General features: G+C 38.7%; 17 protein-coding genes. 6 read left to right on the top strand and 11 right to left on the bottom strand.

Annotation, left to right across the window (positions count from 1 at the left end; genetic code table 11):
• Positions 1-27: 27 nt before the first annotated feature.
• The 7 genes from LIV57_RS01755 to LIV57_RS01725 all read right to left on the bottom strand — a co-directional run bounded on the left by LIV57_RS01755 (position 28) and on the right by LIV57_RS01725 (position 9808).
• Positions 28-3837, bottom strand: a complete 3810-nt coding sequence (locus LIV57_RS01755) for a hypothetical protein (protein ID WP_227941180.1) — start codon at positions 3835-3837, stop codon at positions 28-30.
• Between the two features lie 6 nt (positions 3838-3843).
• Positions 3844-6027 (bottom strand): hypothetical protein, encoded by a 2184-nt coding sequence (locus tag LIV57_RS01750; RefSeq protein ID WP_227941179.1) that lies wholly within the window; start codon positions 6025-6027, stop codon positions 3844-3846.
• Positions 6028-6053: 26 nt separating this feature from the next.
• Complete coding sequence (locus tag LIV57_RS01745; RefSeq protein ID WP_227941178.1) at positions 6054-6671, bottom strand: leucine-rich repeat domain-containing protein; 618 nt, start codon at positions 6669-6671, stop codon at positions 6054-6056.
• 13 nt (positions 6672-6684) lie between these two features.
• Positions 6685-7443 (bottom strand): leucine-rich repeat domain-containing protein, encoded by a 759-nt coding sequence (locus LIV57_RS01740; protein ID WP_227941177.1) that lies wholly within the window; start codon positions 7441-7443, stop codon positions 6685-6687.
• A 229-nt stretch (positions 7444-7672) separates the two neighbouring features.
• Positions 7673-7843 carry a hypothetical protein gene (locus LIV57_RS01735; RefSeq protein WP_167497887.1) on the bottom strand — a complete coding sequence of 57 codons (171 nt, stop codon included), beginning with the start codon at positions 7841-7843 and terminating at the stop codon, positions 7673-7675.
• Positions 7844-8078: 235 nt separating this feature from the next.
• Positions 8079-9116: a patatin-like phospholipase family protein gene (locus tag LIV57_RS01730; RefSeq protein ID WP_227941176.1), complete on the bottom strand. Its 1038-nt coding sequence runs from the start codon at positions 9114-9116 to the stop codon at positions 8079-8081.
• A 191-nt stretch (positions 9117-9307) separates the two neighbouring features.
• Entirely contained in the window at positions 9308-9808 is a 501-nt protein-coding gene (locus LIV57_RS01725) for a M15 family metallopeptidase (protein WP_110008332.1), read from the bottom strand.
• 223 nt (positions 9809-10031) lie between these two features.
• Between LIV57_RS01725 and LIV57_RS01720 the strand changes: the two genes are divergently transcribed.
• A complete protein-coding gene (locus LIV57_RS01720) occupies positions 10032-11615 on the top strand; it encodes a Na+/H+ antiporter (RefSeq protein ID WP_227941175.1) in 1584 nt (527 codons plus the stop codon).
• Between the two features lie 11 nt (positions 11616-11626).
• On the opposite strand, the gene LIV57_RS01715 is transcribed toward LIV57_RS01720, so the two are convergent.
• Complete coding sequence (locus tag LIV57_RS01715; protein ID WP_317259031.1) at positions 11627-12388, bottom strand: LexA family transcriptional regulator; 762 nt, start codon at positions 12386-12388, stop codon at positions 11627-11629.
• 91 nt (positions 12389-12479) lie between these two features.
• Here LIV57_RS01715 and dinB point away from each other — a divergent pair, with 91 nt between their 5' ends.
• From dinB to LIV57_RS01690, 5 genes are all read left to right on the top strand, one after another.
• Positions 12480-13628 carry a DNA polymerase IV gene (gene dinB, locus LIV57_RS01710; protein WP_227941173.1) on the top strand — a complete coding sequence of 383 codons (1149 nt, stop codon included), beginning with the start codon at positions 12480-12482 and terminating at the stop codon, positions 13626-13628.
• 16 nt (positions 13629-13644) lie between these two features.
• A complete protein-coding gene (locus tag LIV57_RS01705) occupies positions 13645-16701 on the top strand; it encodes a DNA polymerase III subunit alpha (protein WP_227941172.1) in 3057 nt (1018 codons plus the stop codon).
• A 240-nt stretch (positions 16702-16941) separates the two neighbouring features.
• The gene (locus LIV57_RS01700) at positions 16942-17802 is read left to right on the top strand and encodes a complement C1q domain-containing protein (RefSeq protein ID WP_227941171.1); all 861 of its coding nucleotides are present in this window, start codon (positions 16942-16944) and stop codon (positions 17800-17802) included.
• Positions 17803-17812: 10 nt separating this feature from the next.
• Complete coding sequence (locus LIV57_RS01695) at positions 17813-18625, top strand: hypothetical protein (RefSeq protein WP_227941170.1); 813 nt, start codon at positions 17813-17815, stop codon at positions 18623-18625.
• Positions 18626-18636: 11 nt separating this feature from the next.
• Entirely contained in the window at positions 18637-19548 is a 912-nt protein-coding gene (locus LIV57_RS01690; RefSeq protein ID WP_227941169.1) for a hypothetical protein, read from the top strand.
• On the opposite strand, the gene LIV57_RS01685 is transcribed toward LIV57_RS01690, so the two are convergent.
• The 3 genes from LIV57_RS01685 to LIV57_RS01675 are packed head-to-tail and all read right to left on the bottom strand — an operon-like array spanning position 19549 to position 22872.
• Positions 19549-21108: a tetratricopeptide repeat protein gene (locus tag LIV57_RS01685; RefSeq protein ID WP_227941168.1), complete on the bottom strand. Its 1560-nt coding sequence runs from the start codon at positions 21106-21108 to the stop codon at positions 19549-19551.
• Between the two features lie 13 nt (positions 21109-21121).
• Complete coding sequence (locus LIV57_RS01680) at positions 21122-21733, bottom strand: YdeI/OmpD-associated family protein (protein ID WP_227941167.1); 612 nt, start codon at positions 21731-21733, stop codon at positions 21122-21124.
• A gap of 8 nt (positions 21734-21741) precedes the next feature.
• Positions 21742-22872 (bottom strand): serine hydrolase domain-containing protein, encoded by a 1131-nt coding sequence (locus LIV57_RS01675; RefSeq protein WP_227941166.1) that lies wholly within the window; start codon positions 22870-22872, stop codon positions 21742-21744.
• Positions 22873-22887: the final 15 nt, after the last annotated feature.

Raw genomic sequence — 22887 nt, 5'->3', positions numbered from 1 at the left:
ATTAACCGCCATTTTGTTGAATAAATATTAGCCTAAAGTGCTGGTGTCTTTTTCTCCATGCTGTAACTGTGCATCTTCATCTAATCTGAAACTTGTTTCAAACTCCAGTTCTGATGGGTTTTCACAATTCTCAGGGGCATTTTCAGGGAAAATCGGTAATGGCTGATTTACCGGAAGTCCTGTAGATTTATCCTGAAGGATCGTTAGGGTAGTAGGGATTCTGGTAATCCAGTATTTACCCTGAGGCTCTCCGGTTGGCTGTCTCATTTCGTCCACGATACTCATGTACATTGGATCTCCGATTACCGGAACAGAACCGCCATTCCAGATCAATCCTGTTTCAAGGAAGAACTGAACAGCTGCTTCGAAACCTGGTTTTACGGTAACGATAATCCTTGCCATACCTGCCTGCAGGAAACTTCTGAACAATGGGTCCATACTTTCGCTGATATAGAATTCCTGCCAGCTCTTACGGTTGGCCCAATAGTAAGGATAGAAGGTATAATCCATGATTTCCCATTCAAATGCCTGCTCCATGAACTTGGCAAGGGCTGTATATCTGTCCAGATTTTCATTCAGGTATACCTGGAAATTATCCATGGTTGTTTTCTCATCAGCACCATTGGTTGTTTCCTGACCTAATGTATAAAGGTAATCCTGTAATAAATAAGCGATACAGTTGTGCTTTAAGACATCATGTTCCATATAGCGGTAGAAAGTATCCTGTCTTTCTTTAAGCTGAGCTTCTTTTTCTTTTTGCTCTGCATCCAGCCTTGCCTGATCTTCCTGGAATTTGGCATAAGCAGCTTCATAGGCTTTAATAATATCATTAAAACTGTCTGTTTTCCACTTGTTGATAAAGGCATCGCTCAGCTCACAGTTCACAACAACTTTGATGGTATAACTTCTTACGTTGTGGCCCTTCACCTGAAAAGATACATTACCTGTGATATTGAAACCAGATGACCCGTCGTCAAAATTAAGGTCTCCACCACGTTCAGAACGGCCAATCATATCTCCTTTTAAGTTAGAGAACATCACTTCAGAATAACGTGACCCTGACCATCCACCACCTCTGTTTCTGGTTGATCTGCAGGCAAAGCTTGCATTTTTTCCGGCATAATTGTCCGGGATGGTAAACTGTGTATAATCAATTCCGAAATCGTCATTTTGCTGAGGAACACTGGAAGCTGTATGGATAACCTGTTTGGTTGCTTCCGGGAAAGCTTCTAAAGTTACTCCATATTCCTGAGCCCAATGCTGGATCTGTACAATCGTTGCAGATTTTGGATCTGCCATTAACCATGGTTCCGGTGCTTTTCTAGGATCTACAGGTGCTTTGAGTACCTGAGCTTTGGCAACAGTAAGAGCCAGACGGTGTAATCTTGAAGGTTCAGGAACCATAAATTCAAACATCGTACGCTTGCCATAGTTGTAGATCTGGTTTTTCATTTTCTTGTCGATCCATCTGTAAACTCCGGTAATGTGCTTAGGCTGTGCTACTTCAGCATTATCAGTATTGGTTACTTTTCCTCTGTTGTCATATTCATGAACATTGGTTTCTGTATATTCCTTGATGATTTTCTGAACTCTTTCTTCTGAAATTTTAGTAAGAACTCTTTCCATTGCTCTTTCCGTGATTTCCTGAGATTTCATTACGGCTTGTCTTGTACTGTCGTGCTGTGCTGAGTTATTGGCATAATCTGCTCCGATTTCAAACTTCATGGCACTGTCATTTCCATAGCTGAATCTTGTGTAGGCAGAAATACTCTGCTGCTTTTCAATTTCTTTCGCAACTTCTGTCTGCATATCCGTTCTGGAAGTTTTGGAAGTGTCTGACATCTTCTCTGTTTCCTGAGATTTGGAAGTTGTATCCGTAATTTCAGAGTACTCTCTGGAAACGGAAGACTTATGTCTCAGTTCGCTTGCCATAACGTTCTCAATATTGGACACTTCTCCCGGAACATAAGCATGAACACTTTGCACGACTTTCATATAATCTGCTACGCCCAATCTTTTGATCCCGAAGTTTTTACGTTTTTGGGTTGTACCTGGTTCAGGTGTACCCGGGTTTTCAACTGCTGCACGCTTCAGAGTCAGCATTCCGGTAAGATTTAAGTCTTCTTTCAGATATTGTGTGGCAATTTCTCCATAGGCCTGGCTTCCGTTATCAAAAATAATTTCTATTTTGAAACTAAAGCTGGTTCTGAATCTGTTTACCAAAGCCGCAGGTAAGGTAATTTTATTATCAACTACAGAAATATTGCTGTAATTTTCTTCGAAAGTTCCGGCAGCATCTGTTGTAGCCGTAATTTTAGCATTGGCAACGCTCCACGAAACATCTTCAACTTCAAAAGAAAAATTAACAAATCCTCTGCTGCCTGCTACTACGTAAGCACTGTGAGCATATAAGCTGTATGCCATCGGTGTTCTGGCTGTATTCTGAATAAGAGGTATTGAAGCTCCTCCGATATTGGCATACTGTTGTTCCGGAAGAGGACTATTTTGAAGTGCCGTCTCCATGGAAGCAGAGATATTGTTTCTTACAACAACTAAAGCATCAGCATAGCTTTCAATCTCATCATCAAGAACAATGGTCTGAGCACCCATTCTTAAGGTGTCGTGCGAAAGGATCTGAAGGCTGTCTGTATCTTCTGCCACAGAAGTTAAGCTGGTTGTAGATTCACCGAAAAGTTCTACAAAAAGGTCGAAAGATTCTGGAGAAAGCTTTGCCTGCAAATCTTCCAAATTGATTTCATTTTTGTACGTAAATACGAAAGGAGCAACTTCATATTCTTTCAAAGTGCTGTAAAGACGTTCTTTTTCTTCTTCGGACATGTCCGGAGTGATTTTACTGTCTACTTCGGCCAGCTTTCTGTCATAGAGTTCCAAACGCTCTTTGTTTTCTGCCATATATTTGGAATACTCGTCCTGGTAGGCCTGATATCTGGATTTATAGAACTTTTTCTGAAGCTTTTCCAGCTCGGAATTCAGTGTGTTCAGAGATTCTTTTCTGTGGATCGCTTTGCTGGATACAAAAGAAGCTCTTGCTTCAGACTCTAATCTTTGAACCGTTCTTGCTGCCAAAGCCGGTTCGGAACCTTCAGCGTTTGCAGATGAAACTAAAGAAGCCGTTTCCGTATCCTCTGAAAATAGAATGGTAGGAAGTATAATTTTTCCATCCATTGCTTTTTCCAATGGTTTTTCTCCATTAATTTTGATGATTTCCTGATCTGTAAGGTCCTGGTTGCTGGCAAAACCAAGCTGAATAGCCATTAAAATGTGGCTGATGGCTTCTTTAATATAGAAATCTCCCTGGGTAACAATCTGATAAATATAATTATTCCAAAGCTGGGAAAATATAGCAATTCCTTCTGCGTTCAGCTGTCTGTTGGTATTAATAAGGCTTTTGTAATAATCCGTAACGAACGTCCAGTCAGCGCTTTCTAATGTTTCTTTTTTAGAAAGCTTTCTTCCGATCATCAGAAGGTCTTTAAATGCTCCTTCTTCGATTTTCTTCTCGCTTTCGAATCCGGAATTGTTAAACTCACCGGCAGCCCTTTTCATGGCTGTAAATTTTAAAGTTTTGGCAGGTCTTCCAACGACTGCTGTATCAAAGACACCGGTGACTCCTTTAGGTCTGTGGATAAATCCTAAGTTTTTGTCTTTAATTTCTGTTAATTGAGGGTTTCTCAGACTTACAAATCTGAAAAGTGATTGTGATGCGTTATTGGTATTCATAGGGTTTGTTTCTTTGTAGTTAATAATTCCTTCTCCTATTAAGGATTTTCCGACAGTAAATGCGGATTTTACTGTTGATGTATTATTTGTTGACATGGTTGCTTATTTTTTTGTGTATTCAAGGGTTAGGGTAAATGAATTGATAAGAGAATAATTGTAATCAGGGACATTCAACAGCTCAATAATGGCTCTTTCTCTTTCGATTGTGATATAGGCTTTTGTTCTCCATTGGTTGCCTGCAAATGCTGCTTTAAGATCATCCCATTCTGTAAACATTTCGTTGGAGATAATAGTTTCAAGATCCGGGAATTCAGGTGTTAAATCGATTTCACCTGTTCTCGGAATCTGATTCAGATACAGGGTCTTTTTATAAACAGGCTTACCGTTAATCCATTTTCCGCCTGTCAGCTCTTCTTTGGTACTGTAGGAATGCTGTTTGTCTGCATATTGTTTCTGGATGTAATCATTTTCCTGTGCGTTGTCTCCAAAATAAGTTTTAGAACTTAATCCTCTGGCATTTGATACCTGATGTTCTACCATAACAGGCTCATCAGGATAATTGCTTACCATAATTCCTTTACCGTCAGAATGATCTGTAAAACTCGTTAAAGAGGCTCCGGCATTACTTAAACTAAGTTTTGCACCATAAGCTCTAGCCAATACACCGTAATCTTTACTGACATCTAAATTTGATTGTATAGAATTATCTACACTGCCTGATGTGATCAAAACTCCGCTTGGAAAGAAACCTACCTGGTTTTTAATTCCGTCCTGAGTATTGATTTTATAAAGAAGAGATTCAATTTCCGGTGCTTCGGCATTCTCAAACTGAATATGACCGGAAACGGGATTGTTCACTTCTGTTCCTGTGAGAGGAATGCAGTTCTGGAAGTCGGAAAGGTTTTTATATCCCAATACATTACCGGCATTCAGAACCGCTACTTTTGTATAGGTATTATCGGCCAGTGGAGTTCTTCTTGCACTGATTACAGCATCAAAATCCAATGTTCTTGCGGCAAAATCTCCACCAATTAATGGAGTGACAAGATCGTGACGTCTTGCTACCGGATTGGATTCAATCACCAGCTTGTTAAATATTGAACCTCCTAACGGGGCATTACAGCCGATAACGACGTTGTTATCTCCCCAAACACCCATTGCATGAGTAGTAGACGCTGCATTGTATCCGATGAAAGTATTGGAACCCCATGCACCTGAAGTCGTCGCTTTTCCATGAATATACCCTGCAAAAGCACCTAAAAAAGTATTCTGGGTTCCATTAGTTAAGGAATAAGCAGCTCCAAGACCCAGCGCGGTGTTATTGGTTCCGGCAATATTTTTGTTTCCTGCCTCATCTCCGATATACGTATTTCCGTTTCCTGTTGTTGTTTCAGTTCCCGCCTGTGTTCCGAAAAAAGCATTGAAATTACCCGTGGTAAGTTTAGCTCCGCTTGAAACACCGGTTGCGGTATTCCATCTTCCTGTTGTGGTTTCATTTAAAGCATAAGAACCAAGTGCTACATTATTTGCTCCGGTGGTTAATTTTGATAATGTATTATAACCAATTCCCAGTCCGTAAGCTCCGGTGTGATCCGTGTTCAAATTTCCAAACCAGAAGGAATACGTTGTAGGACTGAAATTGATTTCGCCTGCTCTGCCCTGGCTTGGCTGAAAAATAATAGGCTTGGTTGTTCCGTTACCTCTGTCGATGACATTTTGTAAATTATCATTCCCGCTAAAAGTGGGTTTGTCAGAAAGGTCATTATAGCTGCCTGTTACAGCTACTTTTTTCAGGATAACTTTTTCCTGTCCTTCCTGTGACAATGTAACACTTCCATCTGCATTGGTGGTGGGAATAATACTGAATTCAGAAAGGTTGATGTGAAAGGCAGAGCCGTCATTCTGGGTAATGGTAATGATATTTTGAGAGGCGTCATATACTGCGTTTTGAATGCTGATATCACGGGTTACCAAACTGCTTAAATCTACGGATTTGCTTTGCTGAACCCCATTCTCACCCGTATAAAATACCGTTAAGATATTTCCATTTAATTGCGGAACCTGAATAGCTGTCTGCGTTTCAATTTTTTCTTTCCAAAGTTGAGCATTCTGCGGATTTATATTGGATGCATTTGCATCTGCTTTTTGTGACAGATCATAATCTAATTGAGCTGCAGGAATCTTTTCATCTTTGTGCCAGTATGAATCATGCCACTCCCAAAATTCTTCCTGTACCGGGATATCTCCGTTTTCGAAATATTTTTTTAATTCTTGTTTTGTTTTCATTTGCTTAAAAATTTAACTGATTTGGTTTATCTGTATGTAATAATTCCGATTGGAATACCTGATCTGCTCAGATCTAAACCTTGTGGTGCAGAAACTGTTTGTAGTGAAGGAATGGCAAATGCATTTTCTCCTACAGAGCTGACTGAATCTGGAATATATAAAGCTGTTAGGTCGCTGCTTGTTGATAACTGAAATGCTGATGATTCAATAGTTTCTACTCCCTCTTCTAATATTATTTTTGATATCCGGGCGTTACCACTTGCAAAAGCGAATGTTTCTATTGTTTTACATGAACCAGGAATTGTTATGGTTCCCTTTAGGTATTGAGAGTTAAATGCTCGAGCTTTTATCCTTTCAAGAGATTTAGGAAAAATAATTTTTGAAATGCGTGGTACGGATACTGAAAAGATAAATCCTCCAACAGTTTTTATACCTTCAGGAAAAACAATGATGTTATCAGTTCCAATAATTTCTGTACTATCCGTTGGCGAATAGGCAAATTCTGTATAAACAGGCAGATCAAGTGAAGTGTTGTTTAGTTTCTCGTCTTTATGCCAGTAAGAGTCCATCAAAGCCCAGAAATCTTCCTGTACCGGGATATCTCCGTTTTCGAAATATTTTTTTAATTCTTGTTTTGTTTTCATTTTTCTAAAAATTTTAATTGATGAGTTTTCCTCCCACGATTTCCACTGTGCTGTCAAAAGAATAAGGTAAATAGGTCGTTTCAGGGCCTAATGTTACTTTTGTAAGCTGGTTAACTCTGAAAGCATTGTTTTCAATTTTGAGTACACTGGCCGGAATGGTTACTGAGGTGAGTTGATTACTGACAAAAGCATCCGAGTGAATTTCTGTTACTCCATCGGGAATCTCAACAGATGTCAGCTTATTGGCAGAGAAGGCTCCTTGTGAGATAATCGTTATTCCTTTGGGAAGACGAAGTTCTTTCAGTTGATTGGCTGTAAATGCCTGTATTCCAATATTGATAACGCTGTCCGGAATAAATAAAGACGTTAATCTGTTATTGTAAAAAGCCCAATTGGGGATTTCGGTTACCTTTGGAGGAATTGTAAAGGTCGTTAAGCCGCCGTTACTAAATGCGCTTTCCTGGATAGTTGTTACAGAGTCAGGGATTTCTACGTCAGTTACCTGCAGACCTGCGGTGAAATTTTTGGGAATAGTGAGTGTTCCTTCTTTTATCACAATTTTTCTTTTTGAAAAGAAAGCCAGTGAAGCATTTTTATCAGCATCGATTTCAGCATAGAGTATGTTGAAAGTACCATTCTCCAGACCTGCAACTTTCTGCATGTCAATTTTTTCATCCTTATGCCAGTAAGAATCCTGCCATTCCCAAAAGTCTTCCTGTTTTGGAATATCTCCATTTTCAAAATAGAGCCTGAGTTCTTCTTTTGTTTTCATAAAACGTTGTGTGATTTGTTGGTTAATAAATTGATTATATGTCCTGTATTTTGGTATAACAGGCTTATGATTGCTATATTTTAAGACATAGTTCTGGCTGTCCAGCATTTTGTGAATGGTGAATTCAAAGGTGTTCGAGGTTGTTTAATGAGATTGCTGTGCGTATATTACAGAGATTTAAAGGTAATGTCGGACAGCGTCAGAACTTGTCGTGTTTTTTTAATTTTATTTAAAAAATATCTTCTTCAGGTATTCCTTTTTCAAAATCTTCTCTGAAGAAGTTTTCAATGTCGTTGAGATAGTTTTCATAATCCATCTCAGCATTTTCGATATCACTCCATTCTATCGTATAGAGATCTTCATCGATGAGTATATCTGTATTGTGATCTGGTGTTTCCATGTTTTGTGTGATAAGGTGTTGGTTATATTTTTTTGAACATATTTCAGGCTGTTCAGCATAGGGAAATGTTGAATTCAAAGGCTTTTTAAAGTTTTTTTAGATTGTTGTTCTGTGTCTTTTTGATACTCCAAAGGTAGTGGGGCGAAACGACAAAACTTGACGTGTTTAAAAAAGATTTTTTAATTTTTAAATATAATCTTAATAACTTATATAAGGTAGTTATAAGGCAAAAAGCTTATATTTTATTTTTGATGAGTTTCTGAACAATCTGGTTCAAAGTTTCTCTGTTATCATCAATATAGCTGAGTCCGGCCTGTATCAGATTCTCAATATTGGATCTTCTTACATTATCCATGGCGGGAGAAGCATTTTTTAGTGAAGGATTCAAACGGTAATAATTTTTTTGATTTCTAAGTCCCAGTGTCTGAAACATCTGTTCCAGCTGGTAATCCACTGTTTCTGCATTGGCAGACATCAGAATGTCAACAATAGGGCTTACCCAGCCAATTTTTCCTGCTTTTTCCAGTCTTTTAAAAGAGTAAGGCCTTGCTTCGATCCCTGTTCCGATAGAAACCATTATCATATCGTTTACCGTGGGACGGTTAGCTTTCTGATGATTTTTTAAAACTTCTGCAAAAGGAATCTTTCTGGCCTCTGCATAAGCGCACAATGCGGGATTATTGGCAAACATACCGCCATCAATCAGACTGAAAATCTGGCCATACATTGATTTGATCTGAACAGGACTGAAATATGTAGGAGCCGCTGAAGTCGCTCTGCAGATATCTCTTACATAGAAATTGTCTGTGCTGAGGTTGGCTTTCCAGGAGTTGAAAAGCTTTGCTCTTCTGTTTTCTATATCATAACTTGTTATCAAACAGGGTTTTATTAATTCTTTTAATTCTAAATTTCCAAAGAAATCATGTAAATTTTTTTCCAGAGCTTCCTGGGAAATTTTTTCATTCAATAATCCGAATGGATTAACCAGTTTTTCCCAAAAGGAAACCTGGAAGATATCGCCGCCCTTTTCAGCATATAATTCCAATCCTTTCTGAATAGAATATTTTGCTTTTCGGGTTTCATCAGGAGAGAGAATAATAGAAGCAATCAGACCTCCGGTGCTGCTGCCAGCAACCAGATCAAAATAATCTCCCAGCTTGGCGGTGGGCTTATCATAATACTGGAGCTGTTCTTCTATGTAACGCAGAATAATGCAGGTTACGATTCCCCTTATTCCACCTCCGTCCAAAGAAAGAATGGTTGTCTTTTTCATGTGATATTTTTAATGGTTTGTTAAAAGGACACATGCAATCTTACATGTACAGAATCTGTTGAATACTTTAAAAATTGTGGAGATTCCATACTTAGATTTCATTGCTTTTTTTGTTGTTTTCTTATAAAGCAAAGGTAGTCTGGGGAAGCGACAGAACATGTCGTATTATATTTAATTTCAAATAAATGAAACTAAAAAATAACGTAATTCTGCTGGTCTTTTGGCATCTTCAAAAGCGTTCTCCAGCTGGTTTTTACAGGTCCTTTTTTAGAGGGAATTGTCTTTTTTTCAAAGTGGGGAAGGTCTTTAAATGTTTTCCAGTTTCCGCCCCAATCCCAGCCGTGGCGGGCAAAGATTTTTACACATTCGTACCAGTCTGCAACGTTGTCATTATCCCAGTCTTTTGCCGTATCCCAACTTGCTGTTTTTCCGTCAATCATAAGACAGATGTCTACCGCAAGGCCATAATTGTGAATGCTTTGCCCTGCCTTGGCATTGGTTACTTTTTTTCCTGAAGTAATTCTTCCGATTGCATAAAGCTTTTCCTGCTCTTCAAAAGATCTTAATCCCTGAGTGATCCGCACTTTGGCTCTTCCGGTAAGTGCTTCATCACATTCCTGTATAATTTGCTTCACTTCATCTCTTACCAACGGGTGAAGTTTCTGAATCCGTTCTAAGGTTACTTTGTCCATATTTCTTATTTTCTTGTAGAACAAAAGTATAGCGCGGATGCGACGAAACTTGACGTGTTTTATTTAAAATTCTATAAATATTCAACCTGAGGTGAAAAACATAAAGTAAAAAGATTTAGAAGGAGATAAATTCATCCGTACACAAAAAAATAAGAAAAAATTGTTTTTAAATTTTTAAAAATCAAATAGAAGTAGTAAATATGACGGATAAAACACAATATCAATGCATACCATCCTACCTTTTTTATTGGCCATGATTGTGGCTATTGTACTGCTCAATATGTGGGCTACAAAATTAAAAATTGCTTATCCTGTTTTACTCGTTGTATTCGGACTGCTTGTTAGTTTTGTGCCAGGTCTTCCGGTGGTAAAGATTAATCCGGATCTTATCTTTTTTATCTTTTTGCCTCCTCTTTTGTTTGAGGCCGCATGGTCAATTTCCTTTAAAGAAATGAAAAGATGGTGGCGTATTATCGGAAGCTTTGCTTTTTTAGTGGTCTTTTTTACGGCGCTGGCAGTAGCGGTGACAGCGAATTATTTTATTCCCGGATTTACACTTGCTCTCGGGTTTTTGCTGGGAGGCATTGTATCTCCACCGGATGCCGTAAGTACGGGAGCCATTATGAAGTTTGTAAAAATACCATCCACTACATCTGCGATTCTGGAAGGAGAGAGTCTGTTGAATGACGCTTCCTCTCTTATTATATTCCGTTTTGCTCTGATTGCTGTAGGAACCGGACAGTTCGTATGGCAGGAAGCTTCTCTGGATTTTTTATGGATGGTAATCGGAGGCGCAGGAATCGGGTTAGTACTGGCATGGATTTTTGTACAGGCTCACAAACGGCTTCCTACAGAAGCTTCTTCTGATATTGCCCTGACCCTTATTGAACCGTATCTGATGTATTGGGTTGCAGAGCAGTTTCACTGTTCAGGAGTTTTAGCTGTAGTTTGTGGTGGGTTGTATATGTCTGGGAAACGAATGATATTTCTAAACAGTACCAGCCGTATCATGGGGTATAGCGTATGGGAAAGCTTCGTATTTATTCTGAATGGCATAGTATTCTTAATAATAGGACTCGAGCTTCCTGAAATTGTCGGAGGGCTGCGGTCAGAAGGAATTCCTTTGAGAATTGCTATCCAATATGGAGTGTTGGTGACCGGTATTCTGATTGCCGCCAGAATCATAAGTTCTTATGCCGCTATGCTGGCTACATTGATTTTCCGGCCAAGTGTCGCTCCCCGTGCTTCTTCTGCAAGAAGACGTCTCCTGATGCCTTTGATGCTTGGATGGACAGGAATGAGAGGTGTTGTCTCACTGGCTGCTGCCCTGGCCATTCCGATTACCCTTGAAAACGGACTTCCTTTTCCCAACAGAAACCTTATCCTGTTCATTACTTTCGTGGTAATCTTGCTTACCTTACTCGTACAGGGACTTACTTTGCCTTACTTTATAAAATATGGACATGTATTTGATGATTTCACAGATGAAGAAAAAGATAAAAAGACACGGGAAGAAATAAAATATAAACTAAAGCAGCATGTCTACCATTTTCTTAAAGCCAAGCACGAAACTGAACTGAACAGCCATGCAGGATTGGAAAGAATGCTGAAACAATGGGAAGAAAAAATACAGACCAATAATACCGAATGGATGAATGAAAAGACCAAAGATATCTTTTTTGAAATGCTGGAAAGCCAGAGACAGTTTCTTTCAGAACTGAATAAAGATATTTCCGTTAATGAAGAAATTATCCGCCATCAGCTCTATCAGCTCGACCTCGAGGAAGAACGGCTGAGGATGATTTAATCTATAAGTAGTTACATGGTTTGATTTTTTATAGTAAGAATTTTGTTTTCTAATTCGGTAATATTATTTTTTAGTTCTGAAAATATATCTTTAAAATTATAATTTTCAAAACTGGTTGAATCAAAATCTTCAGGAAATATACCTGAGGCATACTGCCATATCTCTATAATTTCTCCCAAAGGGATATCATAAGGCTTATAAAATGCATTGTCAGAAACCACTGTGATTGATTTTTTCTTTTTAGTCTTCAATCTCTTGTAAGAAATACCATCATTCAAAGTCACAAAAACATAACTTTTATTCGGTTTCAGGTCATCAATATTTTCCACATACTTTCCGATAATGTAAGATCCATCTTTAAAAGGAGGCATTGAATCTCCTTGCGCTGGAAAAGCTCTATATTTTCCATTGGTTAAAAAAGGAAGTGTGATTCTTTGCAGACTTTCAATGTATTCCGGGTCACTATAACCGGATAAATATCCCATTGATGCTTTCTGCGGAACGATTTCGATACTGTTGTTTCCCAATTGGTCTACAACAACGGGTAAGACAATTCGATTGTCAGGAAGTTTTAAAATATCTTCCAACGGATACTTTCGGATATCAACTGTCAGAAGTAAATCAATGCTTATATTGAAGTACTTCGAAATCTTTATTAAAACTTCGTAAGGAGCTTCCGAACGGCCACTTTCATATTTGGAGTAGCGATCTCTGCTGATGATAAGAATATCATTGGCAAAAGCATGTTGGGATAATCCTCGCTTAACTCTCAAAAACCTTATGTTATCTGCAAAAGTTGACATTGGGACAAATTGTACCAGCAAATATAATAATTTTGGGACAAATAGTCTCTAATTTTGTAACGTGAATCGTTCAATTGTACATATGGACCTTGATGCATTTTTTGTATCCTGCGAGAGACGTAATAACTCGCAGCTTCAGGGTATTCCTCTTATTATAGGAGGTGGAGACCGTGGAGTCGTGGCATCGTGTTCCTATGAAGCAAGAAAGTTTGGGGTTCGTTCAGCCATGCCAATTCGTATGGCACTGAGGCTTTGCCCTGATGCAAAAGTTATTAAAGGCGATCATGAAATGTATTCCAATTTATCACATACTGTAACCGAAATTATTCAGGAAAAAGTTCCACTGATGGAGAAAGCAAGTATTGATGAATTTTATCTGGATTTATCAGGAATGGATAAGTTTTTTGGCTGCTATCAATGGACCAAAGAAATTGCAGAGACAATTACCAAAGAAACAGGACTTCCGATCAGTTTTGCGCTGTCAACCAATAAGACCGTTTCAAAAATTGGTACCGGAGAAGCAAAGCCTGTTGGAAGGCTAGAAATCAGAGAAATGGAAGTGAAGCCATTTTTAAACCCTTTATCCATCAAAAAAATTCCAATGGTGGGTGACAAGACCTTTCAGTTATTATCAAGAATCGGAATCCGGACGATTCATACCTTATCTGAAATGCCGGTACTGGTTCTGCAGCAAATGATCGGCGTTAACGGAAAGGAACTCTGGAAAAAGGCCAATGGAATTGATGAAAATCCTGTTGTTCCTTATTCCGAAAGAAAGTCTATCTCAACCGAAAGAACTTTTACCAATGATACCATGGATATTATCGAGTTAAAACGGCTGATATCGGGAATGGCAGAGCAGCTGGCCTATCAGTTGAGACAGGAAAAATGGCTGACATCTACAGTGGTGGTAAAAATAAGATATGCCAATTTCGATACCGAGACCAGGCAATGTAAAGTATCTTATACTTCTGCAGATCACACCTTGTCAAGAGTTGCTTTAGAATTGTTCAATAAAGCATATACAAGAAGAATGAGGCTTCGTTTGGTAGGGCTGAGATTTACAGGGTTAGTACACGGAAACCATCAGATGAATCTATTTGAAGACACCGAGGAACAAATGAGTTTATATCAGACAATGGATGATATAAAAAACCGCTTCGGGTCTGATGCGGTAGGGCGTGCCTCCGGTTTTGACTTCGGGAAATAATTTTAAATCTTTCAACATGTTTATTAATTGTCATTCTTTCCACAGCCTTCGTTATGGAACATTATCCATACAGAAAGTAGCAGAACAAGCCCAGGCTTTAGGGATCAAAGAGCTGGTGCTTACTGATATCAATACCGTGACGGGAATTTATGATTTTAAAAAAACATGTGAAGACCTGGGAATAAAACCTATTCCCGGTGTTGAGGTCAGAAACGAGGGGAAACTTCTTTATGTAGGCATAGCCAGAAAATTTTCAGGAATTGGTGAGATCAACAAAATGATTACAGATCATAATTGTAATGGTAAAGAACTGACTGAAGTTGCTCCTGAATTCAAAGATGTATTTATTGTTTATCCCATGAGTAATATTCCTCCGAAATTGAAAGACAATGAATTTATAGGAGTAAGAATAGAAGAATTAAATTTTCTGATACGTCCCGAATATGAAAAACACATCGCTAAAATGGTTATTTTTCATCCTGTTACCTTTAGTTCTGATGAAGAATACGAATTGCATAAAATTCTGCGGGCTATTGACCACAATACCTTATTGTCTAAGCTGACCAAAAGAGAAGTTTGCCGCAGATCTGAGTATTTTATTTCCGAACAGGAGATTATAAAGGCATTTGAAAGATATCCCCGGATTATTGAAAATACGAGAAGTATCCTCGAACAATGTAACTTTGAATTTGATTTTGGAAAAGTAAAGAATAAGCAACACTATAAAAAATCCAAAGAGTCTGATGTAAAACTTCTCAGAAGATTAGCCTATTTAGGATTGAAAAAACGTTACGGAAAAGATCATGAGACGGCAAAAGAAAGAGTTGAAAAAGAGCTGAAAGTTATTGATGAACTGAATTTCTGCGCCCATTTTCTGATCACCTGGGATATTATCCGTTACAGCAATAGCATGGGGTTTATGCATGTTGGCAGGGGAAGCGGAGCGAATTCCATTGTCAGCTACTGCCTGGGAATTACAGACATTTGCCCTCTGGAGCTTGACCTTTATTTTGAAAGATTCCTTAATCTTAACCGCCAGGTACCACCCGATTTTGATATCGACTGGAGCTGGCAGAACAGAGATGCTATATTGGAGTATATCTTCAACAGGTATGGAAAAGACCATGTCGCCTTTTGCGGAACTAATGTTGAATTCAAATACAAATCAATTTTCAGGGAAGTTGGAAAGGTATTTGGTCTGCCCAAGGAAGAGTTGGATGATCTGGCAGGTAAATCAATGGAAGTTCATGACCGGAATTCAGTAGTGGAACAGGTGCAGAAATATGGTAAGTTATTGGAAAAGTTTCCTAATCAAAGAAGTATGCACGCCTGTGGAATCCTTATTTCGGAAGAGCCCATTACCCATTACACAGCATTAGAAATGCCCCCCAAAGGTTTTCCGATTGCCCAGTTTGATATGAACGTGGCAGAAGATATAAAAATGGAAAAACTGGATATTCTCTCACAACGTGGGCTGGGTACTATTAAAGACACCGTAGACCTTGTAAAAAAAACAAGAGGAATTGATATTAATATCTGGGATACAACGATTTCCAAAGATGAACAGAAAGCTAACGAATATTTGGCAATAGGAAGAACTATCGGATGCTTCTATATTGAATCTCCGGCCATGAGAGGACTCTTAAGAAGATTAAAATGTGATAATTACAGAATATTGGTTGCCGCGTCCTCTATTATCAGACCTGGAGTAGCACAAAGCGGTATGATGCGGGAGTATATATTCAGACATAATCATCCTGAGCAGTTTGAATATTTTCATCCCATATTTGAAGAGCACTTAAAGGAAACTTATGGCATTATGGTCTATCAGGAAGATGTGCTGAAGATTGCCCAGTATTTTGGAGGGCTGTCTCTTGCAGACGGTGATATTTTACGTAGGGCAATGAGCGGAAAAGGAAGATCAATCAAAAAGCTTCAGGAGGTAAAAGCTAATTTTTTTGAAAAATGTAGAGAAAAGGGGCATTCGGAAATACTTACTGCTGAAGCCTACAGACAAATTGAATCTTTTGCCGGATATTCTTTCTGCAAAGCTCACTCCGCCTCTTATGCCGTGGAAAGTTACCAAAGTCTTTATCTGAAAGTATATTATCCGTTGGAGTTTATGGTTTCTGTGGTTAACAATCAAGGTGGATTTTACCGCACCGAAGTCTATATCCATGAAGCAAAAATGTCCGGAGGAAATGTTCAGGTTCCTTGTGTGAATACCAGTGAATATAAGACAACGCTTAAAGGAACAGATATTTACCTGGGGCTGATGCTTTTGGAAGGGCTCGAAACAAGAGTCGCACATGGTATTATTGAAGAACGCGAAAAAAACGGAGTATACAAATCGCTGGAAGATTTTATCAGACGAATTCCCATTGGTATTGAAACAATACAGATTCTTATTTTTATTGGCGCGTTCAGATTCACAGGTAAACCTAAAAATGAACTATTGGTGGAAGCCCGATTACTATTGGTCAATTTTAAACCGGAACAGAGAGGACTTATGCTGATTGAAGAACCTGTGCAGGAATTTAAACTTCCGCAATTAAAAAGAGAACAGTTTGAAGATGCTTTCGATGAAATCGAACTGATTGGTTTTCCGGTTTCATGCAGCCCTTTTGATTTACTGCAGACCCAATACAGAGGTTCTGTTTTTGTTAAAGATCTGCTGCAATATCATAAAAAACAGGTAAAGATGCTCGCCTATCTTATTTCAAGGAAACATGTTCCAACCAAAAAAGGAACGATGTATTTCGGAACCTGGATTGATGCAAATGGAGATTACTTTGATACAGCCCATTTTCCGGATAGCCTGAAAAATTATGACTTTCAGGGTGGCGGCTGCTATTTATTACTGGGAACAGTAGAAGTAGATTTTCATTTTCCAACTATAACGATTCATAAGATGGCCAAAATGCCAATGATCCCAGACCCCAGATACGCTTATGATAAAGAAAAACAATATGATATCCACAGGCAGATTAAGGAAGATGTGAGTATGACTTTTCGAAAACCTTATCCACAGGCACATGAGATTGGGCTGCCAAGACATAGGATAGTTAAATAGTATCTTTTCTGAAATAATCTTTTTCATCAAAAATATAAATCCTTAAAATTTCTTACGAAATAAGGTTCAGTTTTATGGTAAAATAATAAAATTCCGTATTTTGATAATGTAAAATAATACTATATTTGACTTATTATCAATGTTTTAAGTGTTTATGTCTTAAGCGGGGCTATTGTGTGGGATGTGCTTTTACATTTATCTTTGACCAAGAAATGTACTCGTTTTAAAACCACAAATTAAATGAAAAATCTAAGTATTTTGATGAAGGGAATTCTGGTTCCCTTATGCTTTACCATAAGCTATTCAAAAGCTCAAGTAGGTATTAATACTTCAAGCCCTCAAACTATTTTCCATGTGGATGGGGCAAAAGATAATCCCTCATCCGGAGCTCCATCCTCTACCCAAATTTCCAATGATGTTGCCATCACTTCTGCCGGAGAAATCGGAATCGGAACTTTAACACCGGCCACCAGAATCGATACGCGCTCAGCTAACAATACTGATAATGCAATCGGAATTGGAGAAACCAGTCAGACAGCCTCGGCTGCAGGCGGAGGTGCTGTACGGTATAATCCGCTGAATGGTGGAAAGATGCAGTATTCGGATGGTATTGTATGGCAGGATCTTATTTCTTCCCCAACAAAGGCAGTAGTGGTAGCCAACCTTCAGGCTGCGAACTTTACCGTTAAAATTCCCTATCAGACTGCTACAGGTATTACAGGCTGGACAGAGGTTTCCGATCCGACAGGAAATTTTACTCCCGGAACAGGTGTTTTTACAGCGCCAAGAACAGGAGTATATCTTGTTTCTTTTACGTATGACTTTGTAAGAATTCCTATTGTTTCAGGCTATTTTTCAGAAGCAAGATATGTTGTAAACGGAAGCACTACGGTAAAAAAATGCGTGAAATCTTACTCCAATATCTCAAAACAGGCACAGGTGGCAGGATCTTGCGTTGCAGGCGTTCAGCTCAATAAGGGAGACACGCTTCAGCCGTATATCTATCAGTCTGTTTATAATGGCAACCTGAGTCTGAGGACCGATATTTCTTCTGCAAGCAATGAATATGGCTTTGTAAATCTTTCTATTCTGGAACAATAACACATTGGATATGATAAAAAAATTAGGACTGGCCCTGATCATTTGCAGCAGCATAGCGATGAAGGCCCAGATAGGAATCAATATGTCTTCCCCGGAAGGAGCAGTACATATTGACGGACAGAAAAATACAAATACCTCAATACTTTCCAGTTATTATGATGATGTAGTCATTACTTCTTCCGGAAATGTAGGAGTAGGAAAAAAAACTCCCAAAACAAGACTGGATCTGAGATCAGGGGAACGCCTGAATGCTATTGGCATCGGAGGAACTTCACAATCTGCATCTGCAGCAAAGGCAGGAGCGATGAGGTATAATTCCGGAACTCAGGATCTGAGCTATTCCAACGGAACAGCTTGGGTAGCACTGGCTCATAAGGCTCCCAATGATTTTGTGGATGCTGAAAATGCTTCCATACAAAGTTTCAGCAATGGAGTACAGACTGCCGTTACGGGCTGGACTAAAAAAACAGATGTGAACAGCAGCTTTAATGCCGGTACAGGTACTTTTACAGCTTCAAAAACAGGGGTATATATTGTATCCTTTACCTTTTCACTGGCTTCCGGAAGTATTGCAGACGATTCAAGATATGAAACCTTGATCCAGACCAATTCTACCTCTTCCGCAACCGGTAAAGTTTTCAAATGTGTAGGAAGTTATCCCGGAAACAATACAATTGGAAACCGCGTTGCAGGAAACTGCTCAGGTATTTTCAACCTGAATCAGGGTGATAATATTACCGTAAGCCTGAATCAGAAACTGGGAAGTTCAAAAACCCTGGACACGGATTCTACGCTAACTTCTTTAAGTATTTTCGGATTATAAAAACATACATGATGAAAAAAAATTGTTTACTGATTTTAATGACGTTAAGCTTCCAGTGTGCATTTTCACAAATTGGAATCAATACCCCAAATCCGCAGGGCATTTTGCATATTGACGGACAAAAAGATAATCCTGCTTCAGGGGCTGTATTTACTCCAGCCCAGCAGAGTAATGATATCCTTGTGAACAGTGCAGGGAAAATAGGAGCAGGAACTTTGAACCCGGCAGTAAAAGTGGATGCCAGAAATTCCGGAAACGGAGCCATTGGTTTTGGAACATCTGCCCTTACAGCCGCAGCCGCAGATGAGGGTGCCGTACGGTATAACAACGGTGTGGAATATTCCAATGGAAATGAATGGCTTCCTTTGCTCACAGCACAGTCTGCCAGTAATAAAGTAATCGTTATTGCAGCCAAAACGACCAATAATGTAAAACTGGCAACTCCTGCTGCTCCCACTATAACTGCGGGTTTACAGAACAGAGCAAGTAATTATCTTGTAGACTGGAGTAAAACTTTTGAGAGCAATTCCGGTACGAGCTTTAATGCTGCGACAGGTATTTTTACAGCTCCCAGAAATGGAATTTATGTAGCCACTTTCACTACAGATCTGGCTCCGCTGGCCATTAATTATACAACGGATCCTTTAAATCCTATTCAGATAGAAGCCATCTGGCAGCTTTACGATAATACGGCCGGACTGGCTGTTACCAATATTATCAATACCGTGAAATGTGCCAATACCATGTCCTCAAACAGCGTAGGAAATATTGATGCAGGAAGTAACTGTACCGCTTCATTCTACATGACAGCAGGGCAGAGGCTTATGCCTTACATCTGGTTTAATTTAAATAATTCAAACCTCGCGAATTTTTCGCTCAACAATACGGGCGGCTATAATAATCTTACCATAGCAGAACAGTAATCAGGAGATTTCATCAAGGGTTTTGATAAAAGCAGACGGGTGAAGTCCTGTAATCTTTTTGAACTCAAGAGAAAAAGCACTGTGGGAGGAATATCCCGTAATTTCTGCAAGGTGATTGATCTTATACTTTCTGTATTGAGGTTCATTTTTCAACTGGTTAACAATGTAATTGATCCTCAGATGATTAATGTATTGGTTGAAATTGAATTTCTTATGTTTCTTAATAACCGTTGAAAGGTATTTTGTATTGATATTCAATGTGTTGGCAAGATTGTAACGCGAAATGTTTTTGTTGTTAAACTCAAGATTTTCTTCAAATATTTTTAATCCCTGTAATATGTTTTCCTCTACTTCCGGCGAAATTTTTATTTCTGATGGAGTAGAGGTATTTTTTGCCTGAATATCCTCAGAAATTTCCTGTGGATCTTCCTCATAAATAACAGGAGAAATGCCTTCTCTGTAAATTCTGGAAACAGCTTCTTTATGTTTTTTACGGAGACGGAGGCTATTGAAAATCACAGCTCCTGAAACAATTAATAATGCAAGGCACGCAATAATAAGCCCTTTTGAGACGGAATGGCTTTCATTGAGCTGCTGATGAAAGCTTTCTTCTTTTTTAGAAAGTGTTTTGTTGACGGCCATGGCCTTGTTGTAAGCAATGCTGTCTTTTAATGTAAGGTTTTCAATTTTATATTTTTCGGTATTGGTGTCGTCGTGAAGCTGGGCATAGGCTTCTTCAAGATTTTTAGTAACCTCAATCTTTTTTTCATTGAATCCATACCGATCTACGATGGCCAGGGATTTCTGATAATAAAGCACCGCACTGTCCGGTTTATTCTGTTTTGAAAAAGAAAATCCGATATCATTCAGGATGTTTGCCCGAAGATAATAATTGTTTTCCCCTACCAGCGAAAGGGCTTTTACAAAATAAGGTTTAGCCTCCCTGAATTTTTTTACCTCAGATAAATTATATCCCATATTGGTATAAGCGGAAATCAGCAGTTCATTTCTTCTGTTGACATTCTTAAGCTTCTGAAATTCCTGAATGGCACTTTTGGAATAATACGCTTTCTCTTTATATTGTTCCTTGTTAAGAAGGATCAAAAAAGAATTATAGATCATTCCTTTCAGCTCATGTCCTTCTTCGGTATTATTATTTTTTACTTCAGCAAGTGCATTCCGGAGGCTGGCAGAAGACTCTTTAAGCAGCCCGAGCTTTGCATATTGAGTTCCCTGCATTCTGTATGCGAGAGCTTTTCCGATGCTGTAATCGCTTTGGGTCGCTATTGTAAGCGCCTTATCTGCAAAATCAAGACTTTTCTCAGCATCAGATCTCAGATAGCTGTTGAAAGACTTTAAATAATAAGCTTTTGCTAAAAATTCCGGGAGATTTCTTTTCCGTGCAGAATCTATAATCTTATTCAGAACGATTTCTGAGCTGTCCGGATTTTTGGACGATAGTGTTCGGGCATACTTATATTGTCCCTCAAAATCAAATTCCTGAGCGAATGTAAAAATTGAAATAATCAGGAAGAAAAAGAGAATAATTTTTTTCTTCATTGTGTGTGTTTTTTTATTTTTTCTGGTACTTCCAGTTGCGGCCTTTACCTTCGGCTATCCATTCCAAAGACTGTTCCAATCTTTTATTTCTGGTAGCTTCTGTTTTGGCTTCTGTAAGCCATGCAATATACTCTTTTCTGAAAGATGGTGAAGATTTTTCAAAAATTTCTTTTGCTTTCGGCTGAGCATTCAGGGCAGATTGAAAATAATCAGGAATTTCCATTTCTATCCTCGATGGAGGTGCTTTTTTCATCGTTACACCCATATCTGTAAGCTCCATGGCTTCTTTAATCGCTCTTTTCAGCTGAGGTTGGGATGGAAGATCTTCAAGACGGGTTATTTTTCCTAAACTGAACATTGAACTTTTTTCAGTATTTGTTTCTATTTCCTGTAAAGTTTTCATTTCCTGATGCAGCCAGAATCCAAGGCTGCAATATTGCTTGAAAGCGGTGATGGAACATAAAATCTTCCCTTTATACATGAAAGTGGGAAACTTCCATTTGATGGCTTCTTCCGCATCGGGGCAGGCTTCATGAATGATTTCACGAAGATAATCTAAGATAGGTTTTGCAAAATCGGGAGATTTTTCAATGTATTCATCAACTTTTGCGCTATGTTTTTCCATACTGTTTATCAGAATAGTTCTACAATTTCATTCACAAGGAATTTTACCTGGTCAGGTCTTCCTCTGTCATTCTTAGGATTATTGGAATAGCTCCCGGTTTTTACAATAACCATATTATGCTCCGGAACCATGATAATATATTGTCCCTGTAATCCGAGGAAATAATAATGTTTGATGGGGTTGTCATGATTGATCCAAAGTCCCATTCCGTAAATATTTTCAGACTTTTGTGTGGGAGTTCTCATCTGTTCAATAAAGTCTGCATTGAGAATCTGATGATCTCCGGCTTTCCCATCATCCAGAAACAGCTGTCCCAGTTTGGCAAAATCTCTTGCATTGGAATGAATACAGCAATAGGCTTTTTCCATACCGTGATCATCTGTACTCCATTTGGCATTCTGTTCCATTCCCAGAGGAATCCAGAATTTTTCAGATAAATAGGCGGCTAGTGATTGATTCAATGCTTTTCGGAGTGCAAAACCAAGAAGCTGTGTCGAGCCGCTTTGATACTCAAATCTTACACCGGGTTCTTCTTTAAATTTTCGGGAAAATACAGCTTTTACAAGGCTTTTTCCATAATAGGCTTTGGCATTGGGAAGAAAAGGATTGTTGTAATCTTCATTCCAGTCCAGCCCGGCTTCCATTTGAGCTAAATTTTTAAGGGTAACCTGATTTCCAAAGGGTTTGTTTTTAAATTCGGGATAAAAATCTGAGAACTTTTCATCTAGAGTTGGAATAATTCCTTCTTCCAGTGCCTTTCCCAGAAGCATCACCGTCACTGCTTTTGCCATAGAAAAAGAATTGGTTTGTGATAGCTGATTGTAGCCGTCCCAATACTGTTCATGAAGAATTTTTCCATTCCTTATCACTACCAAAGCAGCTGTTCTGGAGTGTTTTAAGTTTTCAACTAAATGTTTAGGTAATTCTGTTTTATTGTAGTCCGGATCTTCCTCCCAGAGTTTGGGTTCTTCTGTTGCAACAGGATTGCTCGGGAAAAGATTTCCATCATCAATATGGGCACTTGATTTTCCTTTCAGATAGGTTTTGGAAATGCCATTGAATAAATAATCATATCCCAGAAAATAAGCTGCTGCCGCACCGGCTACAGCCCCGCCTATCATATATTTTAGTATTCTCATTTTTTATGAATGGGT

This window comes from Chryseobacterium sp. X308, from assembly GCF_020733145.1.
In the GTDB taxonomy this organism is placed as follows: domain Bacteria; phylum Bacteroidota; class Bacteroidia; order Flavobacteriales; family Weeksellaceae; genus Chryseobacterium; species Chryseobacterium cupriresistens.
The sequence above is the reverse complement of the archived record's forward strand: the minus strand, read 5'-3'. Positions and strand labels throughout refer to the sequence as shown.

What these genes read in the sequence shown, in the direction of transcription:
- LIV57_RS01680 (WP_227941167.1), bottom strand. Translation starts at nt 21,733, where the DNA reads ATGGAAAAACATAGCGCAAAAGTTGATGAATACATTGAAAAATCTCCC.
- LIV57_RS01690 (WP_227941169.1), top strand. Translation starts at nt 18,637, where the DNA reads ATGAAAAAAAATTGTTTACTGATTTTAATGACGTTAAGCTTCCAGTGT.
- LIV57_RS01695 (WP_227941170.1), top strand. Translation starts at nt 17,813, where the DNA reads ATGATAAAAAAATTAGGACTGGCCCTGATCATTTGCAGCAGCATAGCG.
- LIV57_RS01675 (WP_227941166.1), bottom strand. Translation starts at nt 22,872, where the DNA reads ATGAGAATACTAAAATATATGATAGGCGGGGCTGTAGCCGGTGCGGCA.
- LIV57_RS01685 (WP_227941168.1), bottom strand. Translation starts at nt 21,108, where the DNA reads ATGAAGAAAAAAATTATTCTCTTTTTCTTCCTGATTATTTCAATTTTT.
- LIV57_RS01745 (WP_227941178.1), bottom strand. Translation starts at nt 6,671, where the DNA reads ATGAAAACAAAACAAGAATTAAAAAAATATTTCGAAAACGGAGATATC.
- LIV57_RS01720 (WP_227941175.1), top strand. Translation starts at nt 10,032, where the DNA reads ATGCATACCATCCTACCTTTTTTATTGGCCATGATTGTGGCTATTGTA.
- LIV57_RS01735 (WP_167497887.1), bottom strand. Translation starts at nt 7,843, where the DNA reads ATGGAAACACCAGATCACAATACAGATATACTCATCGATGAAGATCTC.
- LIV57_RS01740 (WP_227941177.1), bottom strand. Translation starts at nt 7,443, where the DNA reads ATGAAAACAAAAGAAGAACTCAGGCTCTATTTTGAAAATGGAGATATT.
- LIV57_RS01700 (WP_227941171.1), top strand. Translation starts at nt 16,942, where the DNA reads ATGAAAAATCTAAGTATTTTGATGAAGGGAATTCTGGTTCCCTTATGC.
- LIV57_RS01730 (WP_227941176.1), bottom strand. Translation starts at nt 9,116, where the DNA reads ATGAAAAAGACAACCATTCTTTCTTTGGACGGAGGTGGAATAAGGGGA.
- LIV57_RS01750 (WP_227941179.1), bottom strand. Translation starts at nt 6,027, where the DNA reads ATGAAAACAAAACAAGAATTAAAAAAATATTTCGAAAACGGAGATATC.
- LIV57_RS01725 (WP_110008332.1), bottom strand. Translation starts at nt 9,808, where the DNA reads ATGGACAAAGTAACCTTAGAACGGATTCAGAAACTTCACCCGTTGGTA.
- LIV57_RS01705 (WP_227941172.1), top strand. Translation starts at nt 13,645, where the DNA reads ATGTTTATTAATTGTCATTCTTTCCACAGCCTTCGTTATGGAACATTA.
- LIV57_RS01755 (WP_227941180.1), bottom strand. Translation starts at nt 3,837, where the DNA reads ATGTCAACAAATAATACATCAACAGTAAAATCCGCATTTACTGTCGGA.